This is a genomic window from Paraburkholderia phymatum (assembly GCF_040965635.1).
Taxonomy (GTDB): Bacteria; Pseudomonadota; Gammaproteobacteria; order Burkholderiales; family Burkholderiaceae; genus Paraburkholderia; species Paraburkholderia phymatum_B.
The window spans coordinates 44871-58448 of record NZ_JBFRCH010000007.1 but is presented as its reverse complement, the minus strand read 5'-3'; the positions used below and the strand labels follow the sequence as shown (position 1 = coordinate 58448).

General features: G+C 62.3%; 13 protein-coding genes. 6 read left to right on the top strand and 7 right to left on the bottom strand.

What is annotated here, in order from left to right; all coding sequences use genetic code 11:
• Window positions 1–265 precede the first annotated feature (265 nt).
• The 3 genes from AB4Y32_RS15620 (at window position 266) to AB4Y32_RS15610 (ending at window position 2746) form a co-directional block, all read left to right on the top strand.
• The gene (locus tag AB4Y32_RS15620; RefSeq protein WP_368722190.1) at window positions 266–1420 is read left to right on the top strand and encodes a porin; all 1155 of its coding nucleotides are present in this window, start codon (window positions 266–268) and stop codon (window positions 1418–1420) included.
• A gap of 350 nt (window positions 1421–1770) precedes the next feature.
• Window positions 1771–2109, top strand: a complete 339-nt coding sequence (locus AB4Y32_RS15615) for a sugar ABC transporter ATPase (RefSeq protein WP_368722189.1) — start codon at window positions 1771–1773, stop codon at window positions 2107–2109.
• 127 nt (window positions 2110–2236) lie between these two features.
• On the top strand, window positions 2237–2746 hold the full coding sequence (locus AB4Y32_RS15610; protein WP_368722188.1) for a metal-dependent hydrolase: 510 nt from the start codon (window positions 2237–2239) through the stop codon (window positions 2744–2746).
• A gap of 40 nt (window positions 2747–2786) precedes the next feature.
• Here AB4Y32_RS15610 and AB4Y32_RS15605 read toward each other — a convergent pair whose 3' ends face one another.
• Both AB4Y32_RS15605 and amaB read right to left on the bottom strand, forming a co-directional pair.
• Window positions 2787–3959: an NAD(P)/FAD-dependent oxidoreductase gene (locus AB4Y32_RS15605; RefSeq protein WP_368722187.1), complete on the bottom strand. Its 1173-nt coding sequence runs from the start codon at window positions 3957–3959 to the stop codon at window positions 2787–2789.
• Between the two features lie 131 nt (window positions 3960–4090).
• Window positions 4091–5590, bottom strand: a complete 1500-nt coding sequence (amaB, locus tag AB4Y32_RS15600; RefSeq protein WP_368722186.1) for an L-piperidine-6-carboxylate dehydrogenase — start codon at window positions 5588–5590, stop codon at window positions 4091–4093.
• A gap of 337 nt (window positions 5591–5927) precedes the next feature.
• Between amaB and AB4Y32_RS15595 the strand changes: the two genes are divergently transcribed.
• Window positions 5928–6557 carry a helix-turn-helix domain-containing protein gene (locus AB4Y32_RS15595; protein ID WP_368722185.1) on the top strand — a complete coding sequence of 210 codons (630 nt, stop codon included), beginning with the start codon at window positions 5928–5930 and terminating at the stop codon, window positions 6555–6557.
• 29 nt (window positions 6558–6586) lie between these two features.
• On the opposite strand, the gene AB4Y32_RS15590 is transcribed toward AB4Y32_RS15595, so the two are convergent.
• Window positions 6587–7714, bottom strand: a complete 1128-nt coding sequence (locus AB4Y32_RS15590) for a 4-hydroxyphenylpyruvate dioxygenase family protein (RefSeq protein ID WP_368722184.1) — start codon at window positions 7712–7714, stop codon at window positions 6587–6589.
• A gap of 131 nt (window positions 7715–7845) precedes the next feature.
• Window positions 7846–8895, bottom strand: a complete 1050-nt coding sequence (gene pcaQ, locus AB4Y32_RS15585) for a pca operon transcription factor PcaQ (protein WP_368722183.1) — start codon at window positions 8893–8895, stop codon at window positions 7846–7848.
• Between the two features lie 108 nt (window positions 8896–9003).
• On the opposite strand from pcaQ, the gene pcaH reads away from it, so the two are divergent.
• Together pcaH and pcaG are read left to right on the top strand one after the other, a co-directional pair.
• A complete protein-coding gene (gene pcaH, locus AB4Y32_RS15580) occupies window positions 9004–9708 on the top strand; it encodes a protocatechuate 3,4-dioxygenase subunit beta (protein WP_368722182.1) in 705 nt (234 codons plus the stop codon).
• A gap of 3 nt (window positions 9709–9711) precedes the next feature.
• Complete coding sequence (gene pcaG, locus AB4Y32_RS15575; RefSeq protein ID WP_368722181.1) at window positions 9712–10302, top strand: protocatechuate 3,4-dioxygenase subunit alpha; 591 nt, start codon at window positions 9712–9714, stop codon at window positions 10300–10302.
• A gap of 207 nt (window positions 10303–10509) precedes the next feature.
• Here pcaG and AB4Y32_RS15570 read toward each other — a convergent pair whose 3' ends face one another.
• From AB4Y32_RS15570 to AB4Y32_RS15560, 3 genes are all read right to left on the bottom strand, one after another.
• Window positions 10510–10764, bottom strand: a complete 255-nt coding sequence (locus tag AB4Y32_RS15570) for an H-NS family nucleoid-associated regulatory protein (protein WP_368722180.1) — start codon at window positions 10762–10764, stop codon at window positions 10510–10512.
• Between the two features lie 340 nt (window positions 10765–11104).
• Entirely contained in the window at window positions 11105–12757 is a 1653-nt protein-coding gene (locus AB4Y32_RS15565; RefSeq protein WP_368722179.1) for an acyl-CoA synthetase, read from the bottom strand.
• 347 nt (window positions 12758–13104) lie between these two features.
• Window positions 13105–13413 carry a hypothetical protein gene (locus tag AB4Y32_RS15560; protein ID WP_368722178.1) on the bottom strand — a complete coding sequence of 103 codons (309 nt, stop codon included), beginning with the start codon at window positions 13411–13413 and terminating at the stop codon, window positions 13105–13107.
• Window positions 13414–13578 lie beyond the last annotated feature (165 nt).

Sequence of the window (13578 nt, the reverse complement as noted above, 5' to 3'; positions counted from 1 at the left end):
AAATCGAGTCCTTCGTCGTCGCGCTAACGCAACAATCGACTAGTTGACAGCAACATGCCCGGCGCTCATTGGGTTCAAAAAAATCCTTTAAATAAAAACACTTAGCGGCATTAATTCGTCTATTCCCGATTCTGGAAGGCATTGTTGCATCAGATAGAAATAAGCGAATGCATATCGGTAATACACTTCGCTCCGGATCGGCAGCACGCATCGCAGCACGTGTTCTGTATTGCGATCCCCACGCAAAGTCTCGGAGTAATAAAGCATGAAAAAAACCCTTATCGTCGCGGGCATTCTCGGCGCATTCGCAGCAACGGCCAACGCGCAAAGCAGCGTGACGCTGTACGGCACGCTGGACGCGGGCCTCGTCTACACGAACAATCAGGCCGGTCACAGCAATTGGCAGCAAGGCAGCGGAACGGTCTCGGATACGTACTTCGGCCTGCGCGGCAGCGAAGACCTGGGCAACGGCCTGCATGCGATCTTCACGTTGGAAAACGGCTTCGACCTGAACAACGGCGGCCTGACGGAAAACAACACGCTGTTCAACCGTCAGGCTTACGTCGGCCTGCAGAGCAACCAGTTCGGTACGCTGACCCTCGGCCGCCAGTACGACTCGATGGTCGACTACCTGGCGCCGCTGTCGGCAGCAGGTTCGGGCTTCGGCAACAACCTGGCCGGCCACCCGTTCGACAACGACAACCTCGACAACTCGTTCTCGATCAAGAACGCAGTCAAGTACACGAGCGCGAACTACGCTGGCCTTCAATTCGGCGGCCTGTACGGCTTCTCGAACGAAGCTAACGGCTTCGCGGACAACCGGGCATGGAGCGCGGGCGCTTCGTACAAGAACGGTCCGTTGAACATCGCGGCGGCTTACCTGCAACTGAACAACGCGGGCAGCAACAACACCAACGGCGCGATCTCGGCAGGCCAGGGCGGCGCGGCGCAACTGGCGGCACAGACGCAGCGCTCATATGGCGTCGGCGCGAACTACACGTATGGTCCGGCAACCGTCGGCCTGCTGTGGACCCACACGCAACTGGACAACCTGCAAAGCGCGAACGTCGGCGGCACGTTTATCAACGGTCTGGCGGGCACGAACCTGCACATGGACAACTACGAAGTGAACGGCCGCTACGAACTGACGCCGGCTCTCGCGTTCGCTGCCGCGTACACGTTCACGGACGGCAAGGTGTCGGGTTCGAACGGCTCGGGCTCGCCGAAGTGGCACACGGTTTCGCTGCAGGGCGACTACTCGCTCAGCAAGCGCACCGACGTGTACCTGGAAGGCGTCTACCAGCACGCTTCTGGCAACCTCGGCAACTTCGGCGAGAACGTCGCAGCGATCAACACGCTGACGCCGTCGTCGACGCAAAACCAGACTGCCGTGGCAGTGGGTCTGCGTCACCGCTTCTAACCAGTTGTCCAAGCAGGTATTCGCGAAGACGGAGGCGCAAAGATCGGCCGGCTCCGTCCTCGACGACAAACGCGCGCGTGCAGTCCGACGCGCGTTTTTAATGGCTGCGCGAAGGCATGCGCCGCTCGCCATGGCGACGTTGCGCTTCGATTCAATTTCTAACACGATGTGGCAATTGCACGCGACCCGCGTGGCTATACTTGCACGTGGGCCGTTTGCAATCGTCGATGGATCATTCGATGAATGGACGTTGAATGAACGTCCCGGCAACGCAAGCGGTCTTGTCGCGACGCATTGCATCCCGCTTGCGCCCTACGATCCCGCCGCATGGAGACGCCGACGACACCATCATGAAACGACTCATCCTTCTCGCCCCTCTGGCCATTCTCGCTGCATGCGGATCGTCGCGCGGCCCTGAATCCGGCGCTTCAGCCGAACCGATGGTGTATGCGTCGTCGGCGCGTCCCGCATCAGAAATCGCGCGATGCCTCGACCGCCGCCTGTCGCGCGTGCACGTTTCGAAGAACAATGGCGTAACCGATTTGACGATCGGCTCTTCGTCGAACAGTTCGTATTTCATTTCACTGACGCCTTCAGGTCACGGCTCGGTCATCAAGGTCGTGCGCGGCACGGGCGACGATCCGCCTGAAGAAGAACTGCGCTTTGCAATCGCGCGCTGCACGACCTGACGTGTAAGTCTTCGTAACAGCACGCCCCGCGCATAAGCCCGCGAAAGTCGCGGGCTATTTTTTGCGCATGCTTCTGCGAAGATGGCCGCCCGTGTTTTTCTGCGTCGTGCATCGGCGCGAGACATCAATGGCATCGAGCAACGCACATCACGCGACAGGTTGGGCGGCGGGAGCGATCTCCGCTGCACTGGCTGCGCGCTACGGATACCGCGGCCCTTTTCACGTGTGGATCTGGCTGGCGTTTGCAGCGGGTCTCGCCGGCGCGACGGCGCCGGACTGGCTCGAAGTGGCGTGGTGGTCGCGCAAGCGGCGTCTCTGGATCACGCATCGCACGGCCACGCATTGGGGCGTCGGCTGGCTCGCGATGCTGTTCTTTTCGTGGCATGCGATGCCACATCATCCGGCTGCGGCCGTCGCGTTTGGATTCGCCTGCGGCGGCGTAATGCATCTGCTCGCTGACTGGCCGAATCCTTTGGGCGTGCCCTGGATACTCGGGCGTCATTCGCTGAAGCTGTGGAATAGCGGGCATTGCGATCTGATTGTCGTCGCAGCGTCCTGGGCGGGGGCCTGGTTCGTCGTATCTCGTGTGTGGGTGCAAGGCGGTGGGCCATTGGGTTTGCTCAAGCATCTGTTCTAGCTTGCTACCGCCGACACCGCTTCCATCATCAACACCACCGTCAAACGACATTCTTCTCCACGATCGGCCGGTTCTCCAGCACACGATCAAAGCCAAGCGCCGACAGATCGAGCGTCACATAGCGCCCGCGCAAAATGAGTTCGCTGACGCCGCGTCCCGTAGCAGGCCCTTGCTGCAATCCGTGCCCACTGAACCCATTGGCGAAAATACAGTTGTCGACATCGGGATGATGTCCAATGATCGCGTTCTGATCGAACACGTTGTACTCGTAGTATCCGGACCAGCAATGCTCGACACGCAGCGCCTCGAACTGCGGCACACGATGCGCGAGCGTCGGCCAGATTACGTCGTCGAATAGCGCGTGATCGACTTCATCGAGCGGCAGATCATCAGGGTCGTTGTCGGGCGATGGCGAAGTTCCGCAAATGAACGTCGCGCCCTCGGGACGGAAGTACACGCCCGTCGGGTCGATCAACAGCGGACAGCGTTCGAGCTTCGCCGGCGAACTCACGTTGAAGATGCTGCGGCGTCGCGCGAACACAGGAATCCCGATGCCCGCCATCGACGCCACACGCCGCGCCCACGGGCCCGCCGCGTTCACGATGACATCGCTCGCATACATCTCGCCGCGTGAAGTCACGACGCCCGTGATGCGGCGGCCTTCCCGATGCAACGCGGTCACGTCGTCGGCGATATAGCGTGCGCCGAGCGCCTGCGCCTTCTTGCGCAGCGCCTGAACGAGCCCGTAGCCGTCGAACCAGCCCTCGCCCGTTTCGCCGAACGCACCCGCGCTCAGATCGTCCGTGTTGAGCCACGGAAAGCGCGCGCCGAGCGAAGGCTTGTCGAGCAGCGTGATGTCGGCGCCAAGGCTCTTTTGCAACGCATGGTTGTCGCGCAACGTCGCCTCGCCGGAAGGCGTCGCGAGAAACAGATAGCCACCTTCGTGCAGATCGATCGAAGGCTTCGCGCCGTCGATCTCCAGCCGCTCGCCGATCGATCGCAGGAAGTCGATGCCGTATAGCGACATCTGGATCGACAGCGGCGTCGAGAACTGCTGCCGGATCGACGCCGCCGACAGCGCCGACGACGACCGCGTATAAGCAGGATCGCGCTCGATCACCGTGACGCTGACCGTCGGGTCCGACAGCCGCAAAAAATACGCGATCGAACTGCCGATCACGCCTCCACCGACAATGACGACTTTCGAACTCACATGCCACTCCAGACGAAGCGGGTCGGCGGACATCGAATGCGCATGTCCGCGACAGATTGAAGAATGCGGGGCAGCGGTTTAGGTAAGAGAAAGCGGCGCGCAGTGTGAACAACGCGCGCCGCCTTTCACGATCAGCCGAGATTGAAGTCGATGCCTTGAGCAAGCGGCAACGCCGACGAATAGTTGACGGTATTCGTCGCGCGTCGCATGTAGGCCTTCCACGCATCCGAGCCCGATTCGCGTCCGCCGCCCGTCTCCTTCTCGCCGCCGAACGCGCCGCCGATTTCCGCGCCGCTCGGTCCGATGTTCACGTTCGCGATGCCGCAATCGCTGCCCGAGTCCGACGTGAAGCGCTCGGCTTCGCGCAAGTCGGTCGTGAATACGCACGACGACAGGCCGTGATGCGCCGCGTTGTTCGCAGCGATCGCATCGTCGAATTCTTTGTAGCGCAGCACGTAGAGAATGGGCGCAAACGTCTCCTTCAACACGACGGCCGTTTGCGACGGCATTTCGACGAGCGCGGGACGCACGTAATAGCCGCCCTCATAGCCCTTCACTTCGACGCGCTCGCCGCCGAACACCTTGCCGCCCTCGGCCGTCGCCTGTTGCAGCGCTTCCTGCATGCGCGCGAACGACTGCTTGTCGATCAGCGGTCCCATCAGCGTGCCCTTTTCGAGCGGATTGCCGATCGGCACCTTCGCATAAAGCTGCTTCAGCCGCTCGACGGTCTGCTCGTACACGCTCTCGTGCACGAACAGGCGACGCAGCGACGTGCAACGCTGCCCCGCCGTGCCGACCGCCGAGAACAGGATGCCGCGCAGCGCGAGTTCCTGATCCGCCGTCTGCGCGACGATGCCCGCGTTGTTGCCGCCGAGTTCGAGCAGCGAGCGGCCGAAGCGCTTCGCCACTTCGACGCCGACCGTGCGGCCCATTTCCGTGCTGCCCGTCGCGCTGACGATCGACGCGCGCGGGTCCGCCACCAGCTTCGCGCCGACGTCGCGCCCGCCAATCACGACGGTCGTGAGGCCTGCGGGCGCATCGCCGAATTCCTTCAGCGCTTCGTCGAGGATGTGGTTGACGGCAAGCGCCGTCAGCGGCGTTTTCTCCGACGGCTTCCAGACCACGGCATTGCCGCACACGAGCGCGACCGCCGCATTCCACGACCACACGGCCGCCGGGAAATTGAACGCCGAAATGACGACGCAGGTGCCCATCGGATGCCACGTTTCGGCCATCCGGTGACCGGGGCGCTCGGAAGCGATCGTGAGGCCGTACAACTGGCGCGACAGGCCGACGGCGAAATCGCAGATGTCGATCATCTCCTGCACTTCGCCGAGACCTTCCTGAAGGATCTTGCCCGTCTCCAGCGTGATGATGCTGCCGAGCGCCTGCTTCTTCTCGCGCAGCTTCTGCCCGAGGATGCGCACGAGTTCGCCGCGGCGAGGCGCGGGAACGTTGCGCCACTGCTCGAATGCCTGCTTCGCATTGGCCAGCACGGTATCGACTTCCGTCGCCGTGCGGCTCGCCACGCGGCCGATGAGCTCGCCCGTGATGGGGGAATGGACGGCGATATCGCCTGCTTGCGCGGCGCTCGCGATGCCGAGGTCGGCAAGGATGCTCGATGCGTTCATCTGGGTTCCTTTGATTTCCGATACGAAACAAAAGTAAGTTCAGAAACTATACACGCCGCCATTTCTGGCGACAAGCGGCGCGGCAACACGTTCTTGCGAGATTCCGCGCAATCAGAAAACAAGGGAAATATGAGGGTTTTCCCGAGTTTTCGTGTCGAGCGCCTTTCAGCGTGAATGTCGCTCGTGCACACTGTCCGGGTTCGTTTCAGATCGGAAATTCGTCGACACTGCGGTACTTGCCGCAGGCCGCGCAAGGGTGCGCGGACACATGGATGTTATGATCGGAAACAGCCCCGAAATGCCCCGAAAGCGCCAAGCCGCATTGTCATTCACGCTCATGGACACCTCACTCACCAAGTCGCCCGAAACCTCGACGTCGGACCTCGGCCGGCGCGTGCGTGCCGCACGGCTCGCACACGACCTGACGCTCGAAACGGCCAGCCGTTTGTGCGGCGTATCGCGCTCCACGTTGTCGAAAATCGAAAACGGCCTGATGTCGCCGACATTCGACGTGCTGCAGAAAATCGTCGTGGGCCTGAAGATCGACCTCGGCGAACTGTTCGGCTCGACGCCGAAGGTCAACGCGAGCGGCCGGCGCGCGCTCACGCGCAAGGACGCGGGGCAGCGGCACGCGTATCGCGGCTATCAGATGGAACTGTTGGCGACGGACCTCGCGCACAAGGCGATGCTGCCGTTTCGCATCCGCATCACGGCGCACACGCTCGACGCCTTCGACGACTGGGGCCGCCATGAAGGCGAGGAGTTTCTGTACGTGATCAGCGGCAGCGTGTGCCTGTATTCGGAGCTGTACGCGCCGACGCATCTGAACGCGGGCGACAGCCTCTATTTCGACAGCCGCACGGGCCATGCGGCCGTCTCGACGAGCGAAGAAGACGCCGAAGTGCTGTGGATGGCGACGAACGCCGATCTGCCGCATGCGGGCAAGAGCAATACGTCGAAGAAGTAACGCGCGGCAAGCGCCCGATACAGGGCCGCTTATGTAGCGGCGCGCGCCTGCGCAAGCGCGCTGAGATTGCCCTCGCCGAAACCGTGATGGCCTTTGCGCTGCACGATTTCGAAGAAGATTTCCCCTTCGCGCCGCAACACGAAAGTCTGGAAGAACAGTTGCGGCACGCCATCCGTGCCGATCTCGCCATCGACGAGAATCCGGCCGCGCTTGAGCCGCTCGATATCGAGCCCATGCCCCGGCAAGCGCGCATCGATCCCGTCGTAGTAGCGCGGCGGCGGCTCGACGAGTTCGATGCCGTTCGCGAGCAGCCGGTCGACGCACGCGAAGATATCGTCGGTGGCGAGCGCGATGTGCTGCACGCCTTCGCCCGGATGATCGGGCAGATACTCGTGCATCAGGCTCGTGCGCGGCGTGCCTTCCTCGTAGAGCGGAATGCGGATCGCGCCGCACGGCGACACCATCACGCGCGATTCCGCCGACACGTGCCAGTTCGCATGCAGCTCGTGAATCTCGCGAAAGTTGAGCAGATCGCGGTAGAAGTCGAGCCATTCCTGCATGCGGCCCGCGCCGACTGTCTGCGTCAGATGATCGACGGCGACGAGGCCCATGCCCGCGTGGCTCAGATCGGCCTGCGCGGTGCTGACTTCGATCGGACGAAAGTCGATGTCGAAGATGGAGATGTCGCCGAGGCCGCCCTTCTGTCCGCCGCGTCCGCGCCAGCGATCGACGAAATAAATGTGCGAATCGCCGATGCCCTGAATGGCCGGGATCACCAGCTCGCCCTTGCCGACGCGCTCGCCTTCGAAGGCCCACGCGCCCAGTTCGATCGCGCGGTCGTACGCGCGCTGCGCATCGGCGACGCGAATGCCGATCGCGCAAATGCCCACGCCGTATTCCTGCGCGTAACGCTCGGCGAATGAATCCGGCTCGGCGTTCAGCAGAAAATTCATGTCGGCCTGGCGAAACAGCGTCACGTCCTTACTAATGTGACGCGCGATCGGCTTGAAGCCGAGCTTCACGAAGGTATCGGCCAGCACCTGCGGATGGCGCGCGGCGAATTCGACGAACTCGATACCGGCCGTGCCGAGCGGATTGTGCTCCGGGTCCGCGACGGCCTTGAGCGCGTCGGTGGGGGTCGGCAGGTCGGTGGGCATGTGCATCTCCATGGCTCGTGCTGTTTAAACTCGACAGACAAAGGGATCAGGTTGCCGCGCTCCGTGTTTTACACCGCGCGCCGCCTCTCCCGCAACCTCGATTTTGTACTAATTGGTTCAAAGATGCATCCCTAGCGCGGCGCTTGTGCGTTTTTTGCGCTGCGTTGCGGCTTCGCGCTCTTCCTCGCCGCTGTCTTGCGACGCCGCTCCGGCGAGCGCGAAGTGCCCGCAGTGCCCGCAGTTCCTTTACGCGCGAGACGTTCGCGCGCGACCTTGCGCACCGCGTCGATCAGCGCGCGGCCTACGGGCGTGGGCTGTGTGTCCGAGCGCAAGATCAGCCCGACGGGTTCCTCCGTGCCCGCAACGGGCAACGGCAACGGAACGAGCAAACCATGCGCCAGTTCGTATTCGATCGCGCTGCGGGGCACGAACCACACGGCATCGTTCTCGAGCGCAAGCGCGCGGCCCACCGATACCGACAGCACCTCGACGAACGACGACAGCGGCGGCACGGCCCACGCGCGCAGCAGACTTTCCGCCGACTGCCGGATCAGGGTGCCATACGGCGGCACGACGACGGGATAGCGATGCAATTGCGTAGTGGGCGATGCAGCGCCCGATGCCATCGCATGCCCCGCGCGCACGACGGCCACGAGCGGCTCGCTAAACAGCTGCTCGAATGTGAGGCCCACCATCCGCTCCGGATCGGCGAGCCTGCCGACAGCGAACTCGATCGTGCCCGCCTTCAGGCGTTCGAGCAGCTCGGTGTTCGATGCCGTCTTGAGGCGCACGATCGCATTGGGCCACTGCTCCGCGAAAAGCCGAAGCACGGGCGGCACGAGCGATGTGGCCACGGTCGGCAGCACGCCGATATCGAGCGTCGCGGCCGCCTCGCCTTCCGCGCGCGCGAGCAGATCGACGCCCTGGCGCAGCGCGCTCACACAGGCGCTCGCGTGCGGCATGAAAAGCAGCCCTTCGCGCGTCGGCACGGCGCCGTGGCGGCCGCGCTCGAAAAGGCGCACGCCGAGGATGTCTTCGAGTTCGGCGACCGTCTTCGATACGGCAGGCTGCGTGATCGACAGGCTCTCGGCCGCCTTCTGCACGCCGCCGAACTGCGCGACGGCCAGAAAGCACTGCAGATGACGGAACTTGACGCGGCTGTCGGCGAGGCTGCGTTGCATAACAGTTCGTTATACGAGACGGGAAAAAACGTCATTTTGCATAACTTCCTGGCTTCTATAAAGTCACGTCATCCACTACCCATAATCGAATCCCCAAGGAGACATCTGATGGACGATTCCAGTCTGAGTCCGCGCGACTTCGCTTCGCATCCCGCCTATGTCCATTCGCCGTATGGTTCGTCCGTCAAGCGCGGCCCGACGCGTCCGCTGATTCCGCTGAAGGAGCGGCTGCGCGACCAGCGCGTGCCCGTCTATGGCGCGGAAGATCTCGGCGCGCTCGACCACGACCTCACGCGCAATGCAGCGAAAAACGGCGAGCCGGTCGGCGAGCGCATCATCGTCACGGGACGCGTGCTCGACGAAGGCGACCGCCCGGTGCGCAATACGCTCGTCGAAGTGTGGCAGGCGAATGCCGCTGGCCGCTACGTGCACAAGAACGATCAGCACGATGCGCCGCTCGATCCGAACTTTCTGGGCGCGGGTCGCTGCCTGACCGATAACGAAGGCCGCTACCGCTTCCTGACGATCAAGCCCGGTGCGTATCCGTGGGGCAATCACCCGAACGCATGGCGCCCGAATCACATTCACTTCTCGCTGTTCGGCGACTACTTCGGTTCGCGACTCGTCACGCAGATGTACTTCCCTGGCGATCCGCTCCTGCAATACGACCCGATCTTCCAGGGCACGCCGGAACAGGCCCGCGACCGGCTGATCTCGCGCTTCACGCTCGACGTGACGCAGGAAGGCTTCGCGCTCGGCTACGAATTCGACATCGTGCTGCGCGGCCCGAACGAAACCCCGATGGAGCGCTAAATCATGACGACGCTTAAAGAGACCCCTTCGCAAACGGTCGGACCGTACTTCGCATACGGCCTGTGCCCGCAGCAATACGATTTCGATCTGAAGAGCCTGTTCACGGGAACGTTGGCCGAGCGCGAAGCGGCGGGCGAGCACGTCACGCTCGTCGGCCAGGTATTCGACGGCAACGGCGAGGCGATCGGCGATGCGATGCTCGAAGTGTCGCAAGTGGATAGCGAAGGGCGCTATCCGCAATCACGCGAGGATGTGGCGAAGACGGGCTTTCGCGGCTTTGCGCGCTTCGGCACGGGCACGGACCCTCACAAGCGCTTCATCATCGAGACGGTGAAGCCAGGGCGCGCATCGCCCGAAGAAGCGCCGCATCTGAACGTGATTCTCATGATGCGCGGCATGCTGCTGCACACGTTCACGCGCATTTATTTCGACGACGAAGCCGCGGCAAACGACAAGGACCCGGTGCTCGCGAGCGTTCCCGCAGAGCGCCGCGCGACGCTGGTCGCAAAGCGCGAGGAGCGCGGCGGCAAGGTCGTGTATCGCTTCGACATACACATGCAAGGCACGAACGAAACGGTGTTCTTCGACCTGTGACCTGTAATGCGGCGCACGCTGAATCGTCATCGCGCGAGCCTTGCATGCATTCCATGCAAGGTTCATCGCGTATTCACAAATGATCGTTAGGATGCGTTGCGCGAGTCAAATCGCGCAACGAAACTCCGAGTAGTATTTTCAAAGCCCGCTGCATTGCGGGCTTTTTTCGTTTGAACTCTTTTGGGCTCGACGACGTGAGAGTCACTCTCAGACGCGGAAGTGCTCGATGTCCTGTCCGGCGTTGATCGCGCGCGTGAGCCAGTCGGGGCGCTCGCCCGTGCCGTCCCATTCGTGTCCAAAAGCATCGCGGTATTTGGGTATGGCGGCATCGGCGATCAGTGCCGCTTCGAGTGCTTCGAGCGTAATGCCGAATTCCTCCATGCGGCGCCGAATCCACAAGATCAGTCGCTCACGCGCTTGACCGTCGAGGTCGAGCGTCCGATGTTCCTCTCGCTCTTTCATAACGTGCCGATAACGTTTAGAACGACGCGGCCAATAAGCTCGCGTCAAATAGATTAAAGGCCTCGCGCTTGCAGCGAAGCCTTAATACGACTCTGTCAATATTTGCGGCCCGCAGATAATCGGCCCGGGTTAACTGATTTCCGGCCGATTGAATGGTCGTGAAAACCCGCACGGTGAGTACTGGATCTCATCAACGGACCTTGAAGAGCCAAGGCCGGTTCCCTGAATTGAACCCAATTCTAGCATTCATTCCTGCGTTCGCGCCGCATTCCTATATGATACGCGCGCCGCGAAAAGCGGCACGGGCTCTCGCTTTGCGCAGGACGCGCGGATTTGCGTGCTAGGCATCGCGGCGCGTCTGGTCGATTGCACTCGACGACTTCACGCGCGCGCGCAATTCGAACTTTTGAATCTTGCCGGTAGAGGTTTTCGGCAATTCGCCAAACACCACGGCTTTCGGCAATTTGAACCCGGCAAGGAATTGCTGGCAGTGCGCGATGATTTCTTCGGCGCTTGCATCCATGCCCTCTTTCAGTTCGACGAATGCGCACGGTACTTCACCCCATTTCGGGTCCGGCATCGCGACGACGGCGGCAACGGATACAGCCGGATGCCGGTACAGCACATCTTCGATCTCGATGCTGGAAATGTTCTCGCCGCCCGAAATGATGATGTCCTTGCTGCGGTCCTTGATGCGCACGTAGCCGTCTTCCGTGATCACACCGAGATCGCCCGTATGGAACCAGCCGCCGCGAAATGCGGCGTCCGTCGCGCGCTCGTTCTTCAGATAGCCCTTCATGCAGATATTGCCGCGAAACATCAACTCGCCGATCGTCTCGCCGTCGCGCGGCACGGGTTCGAGCGTATCGGGATCGCACACGTCGATCGCCGCCTGCAGGTGATAACGCACGCCCTGACGCGCATTGAGCCGCGCGCGTTCGTCGTCGGCGAGTGCTTCCCACGCGTCCTGCTTCGCGCACACGGAGGCCGGACCGTACACTTCCGTGAGCCCATACACGTGCGTCAGATCGAAACCGATTGCCTTCATTCGCGCGATCACGGCAGGCGACGGCGCCGCGCCCGCCACCATCGTCGATACGCGATGCGCGATACCCTCGCGCCATTCGGCGGGCGCATTCGCGAGCGCGCTTTGCACGATGGGCGCGCCGCAATAGTGCGTGACGCCCTCGCGCCGGATCAGCTCGAACACGAGCTTCGGATCGAACTTCCGCAGACAGACGTTGACGCCCGCGCGTGCCGCGACCGTCCACGGAAAGCACCAGCCGTTGCAGTGAAAAAGCGGCAGCGTCCACAGATACACCGCGTGCTTCGGCATGTCCCATTCGAGGATGTTGCTGAGCGCATTCAGATACGCGCCGCGATGGTGATAGACGACGCCCTTCGGCTCGCCCGTCGTGCCCGACGTGTAGTTGAGCGCAATGGCGTCCCATTCATCGGCGGGCGGCGTCCACGCGAATAGCGGATCAGCGTCTTGCAGGAACGCTTCGTAGTCGGTCGCGCCCGCGAAGTGTTGCGCACGCGCGGGCATCGCATCGCTCACGCTGACGATGCGCAATTGCGGGCATTCCTGGGCCGCGCGCTGAGCAAGCTCGCCGAATTCCGTATCGACGATCAGCACTTTCGCTTCGCCATGACGCAGCATGTAAAGGATCGACGGAATATCGAGTCGCGTGTTGAGCGTATTCAGCACGGCCCCCGCCATCGGCGCGCCGAAATGCGCTTCGATCATCGGCGGGATATTGGGCAGCAGCGCCGCGACGGTATCGCCACGGCCGACACCCGCGCGTCGCAGCGCGCTCGCGAGTCGCCGCGCGCGCTCGTACGTCTCGCGCCACGTGCGGCGCATGTGGCCATGCACGACGGCGAGACGGTCGCCATAAACGTCGGCGGCTCGCGCGATGAAGTCGATCGGCGTCAGCGGAACATAGTTGGCCTCGCGGCGCTCGAGGCCCGCGTCGAACATGTGCGTCATGGCTGTGTCTCCTGCGGAGCGTGCGGCTCCGTCAATCACGTGAAGTCGTCATGCGAAGCATGACAGCGGCGCCCGATACATGCAGCGGCTGAAAGCGGCACGTCGACAAGGCATGTCATCGCGCGTGGCTGGTCACCCACCGGACCAGCACTGTAGTGGCCAGCGCTGATTGCCGAGCGCAAGCGCCGCAAAAAATCCGGTGCCGGAACGTTGCTGATCGCGCGAAGCGGCAACGCGTGAAGCAGACGCGCGGCGCGCGCATCAAGCGCGCGCCGCATGCGAGAAACGGAATACCGCGTAAATGCGTTTTATAAAATCACCGGCTGAAACGTGGGCTAAACGCGCAATCAGACACGTGGCAGATCGTCGATGAACTTTTCGATGTGACCGTCAGGGACGTCGGTGTCGATCCCGTCTATGCCATCGGCGTGTGAGACCGTTTTGATCTTGGGACCCAGCAGCTTCATGCCGCCGAGTGTGAAGAGGGACCAGACGGCATTGCCGGAATGAATTGCCGTCACGACGTCCGAGACTTCGACGATTTCGTGCGGCGAGAGCCATTCGTTTGTTTTTGGATTGACGAGGGCCCACCGGACGTGGGTGACGCGATCCGTCATAGGGTTAATGCGTACGGCATCGATAGCATAGGTTGCCATTTCCACCTCCATCGTCGTCTGAAGGCATCGTAGCACTTATGTCTGGTTAGACGAAGCGAACCAGCGTGATCGGTACTTTTGGGGCGGCGTAGAAGCGCTGCGAACGCATCAAGCGCGATGCGCAGCGGGAGAGAAGCAGACGGACGCGGCCCGCAGGCCGCATAC

Excerpts from the sequence above, each read along its gene's own strand:
- AB4Y32_RS15565 (WP_368722179.1), bottom strand. The coding sequence starts at position 12,757 with ATGACGCACATGTTCGACGCGGGCCTCGAGCGCCGCGAGGCCAACTAT.
- pcaH (WP_368722182.1), top strand. The coding sequence starts at position 9,004 with ATGGACGATTCCAGTCTGAGTCCGCGCGACTTCGCTTCGCATCCCGCC.
- AB4Y32_RS15610 (WP_368722188.1), top strand. The coding sequence starts at position 2,237 with ATGGCATCGAGCAACGCACATCACGCGACAGGTTGGGCGGCGGGAGCG.
- AB4Y32_RS15595 (WP_368722185.1), top strand. The coding sequence starts at position 5,928 with ATGGACACCTCACTCACCAAGTCGCCCGAAACCTCGACGTCGGACCTC.
- AB4Y32_RS15615 (WP_368722189.1), top strand. The coding sequence starts at position 1,771 with ATGAAACGACTCATCCTTCTCGCCCCTCTGGCCATTCTCGCTGCATGC.
- pcaQ (WP_368722183.1), bottom strand. The coding sequence starts at position 8,895 with ATGCAACGCAGCCTCGCCGACAGCCGCGTCAAGTTCCGTCATCTGCAG.
- AB4Y32_RS15620 (WP_368722190.1), top strand. The coding sequence starts at position 266 with ATGAAAAAAACCCTTATCGTCGCGGGCATTCTCGGCGCATTCGCAGCA.
- AB4Y32_RS15590 (WP_368722184.1), bottom strand. The coding sequence starts at position 7,714 with ATGCCCACCGACCTGCCGACCCCCACCGACGCGCTCAAGGCCGTCGCG.
- amaB (WP_368722186.1), bottom strand. The coding sequence starts at position 5,590 with ATGAACGCATCGAGCATCCTTGCCGACCTCGGCATCGCGAGCGCCGCG.
- pcaG (WP_368722181.1), top strand. The coding sequence starts at position 9,712 with ATGACGACGCTTAAAGAGACCCCTTCGCAAACGGTCGGACCGTACTTC.
- AB4Y32_RS15570 (WP_368722180.1), bottom strand. The coding sequence starts at position 10,764 with ATGAAAGAGCGAGAGGAACATCGGACGCTCGACCTCGACGGTCAAGCG.
- AB4Y32_RS15560 (WP_368722178.1), bottom strand. The coding sequence starts at position 13,413 with ATGGCAACCTATGCTATCGATGCCGTACGCATTAACCCTATGACGGAT.